We start from the raw sequence: 1,319 nt of genomic DNA on the forward strand, positions 1-1,319 counted from the left end.
GGCGCACCTGCCTGGTCTCAGCCGGATCGGCGACGGCCTGCGGGCCCTGCCCTCCCTGTTCGTCGCGGTGCCGGTGTTCTGGCTCGGCATCGTGCTCATCCAGGTGTTTTCCTTCCAGCTCGGGCTGGTCTCCGTGGTGAACCCCGGGCCCGTCGAGGGGCTGATCCTCCCCGTGCTCACCCTCGCCGCCCCGATCTCGGCGCCGCTCGCGCAGATCCTGATCCGGTCCATCGACTCGGTGCGCCGCCAGCCCTTCGTGACGGTCGTGCGGGCCCGGGGTGCCTCCGAGTGGTGGCTGCTCAGCCGGAACATCGCCCGGAACGCCGTGCTGCCCACGCTCACGATGGCGGGTGTGCTCTTCGGGGAACTCATCGGCGGCGCGGTCGTCACGGAGACCGTCTTCGGCCGCGCGGGCATCGGCCGGCTCGCCGAGCAGGCGGTCAGCAACCAGGACACCCCGGTGCTCCTGGCCGTGGTGATCGTCTCCGCGGCCGCCTTCGTGCTGATCAACCTGATCGTCGATCTGCTCTACCCCGTGCTCGACCCCCGACTCGCCCGCTCGACAGGAGCCCGCTCATGACCGCTCTCAGCGAAGCCCCCGCGCGCCGGGTGCCCCGGACGGGGGCGCTTGCCCGCCTGCGCCCGAGCGTCGTGCTCTCCGGCCTGGTGCTCCTCATCGCCCTCGCCTGGGCGCTGGTCCCCGGCTGGTTCACCCCGCTGGACCCCGTCGCCGGGAACCCCGCCCGGGCGCTCCTGTCGCCGAGCGGGGCACACCCCTTCGGCACGGACGCCACCGGCCGGGACATGCTCGCCCGGGTCATCCACGGGGCCCGGTACTCGCTCAGCGGTGCGCTGATCGCCGTGACCGTCGGTTTCGTCCTCGGCACTGCGATCGGGGTGCTCGCGGGCTCCGTGCGGGGCGCGCTGGACGAGATCCTGATGCGCGTCGTGGACGTGCTCCTCGCGATCCCCTCGCTGCTGCTCTCGCTGTCGATCATCATCATCCTGGGCTTTGGCACGGCGCAGGTCGCCGTCGCGGTCGGGATCGCGAGCGTTGCGGCCTTTGCCCGGCTGGCGCGGTCCGAGGTGGTGCGGGTGCGGGGCAGCGACTACGTCGAGGCGGCCTTCGCGAGCGGGGGGCGCTTCTGGCCCGTGCTCCTGCGCCACGTGCTGCCAAACTCGCTCACCGCGGTGTTCGCGCTGGCCGCCCTGCAGTTCGGCAGCGCCGTGCTCGCCATCTCGACCCTCGGCTTCCTCGGCTACGGCGCGCCGCCGCCCACCCCGGAGTGGGGCCTGCTCATCGCCGAGGGCCGCACCTA

The 1,319-nt window shown here is 72.9% G+C and carries 2 protein-coding genes; both read left to right on the forward strand.

What is annotated here, in order from left to right; translation table 11 throughout:
- Positions 1-580 (forward strand): ABC transporter permease (locus OOT08_RS13080; protein WP_325093193.1); only part of this gene is annotated, 580 nt, incomplete at its 5' end.
- The coding region (locus tag OOT08_RS13085) for an ABC transporter permease (RefSeq protein ID WP_325093194.1) at positions 577-1,319 on the forward strand (743 nt) is incomplete at its 3' end. The genes OOT08_RS13080 and OOT08_RS13085, both read left to right, overlap by 4 nt.

Origin of the sequence: Leucobacter sp. M11, from assembly GCF_035726885.1 — a bacterium.
Lineage (GTDB): Bacteria > Actinomycetota > Actinomycetes > Actinomycetales > Microbacteriaceae > JAPFRB01.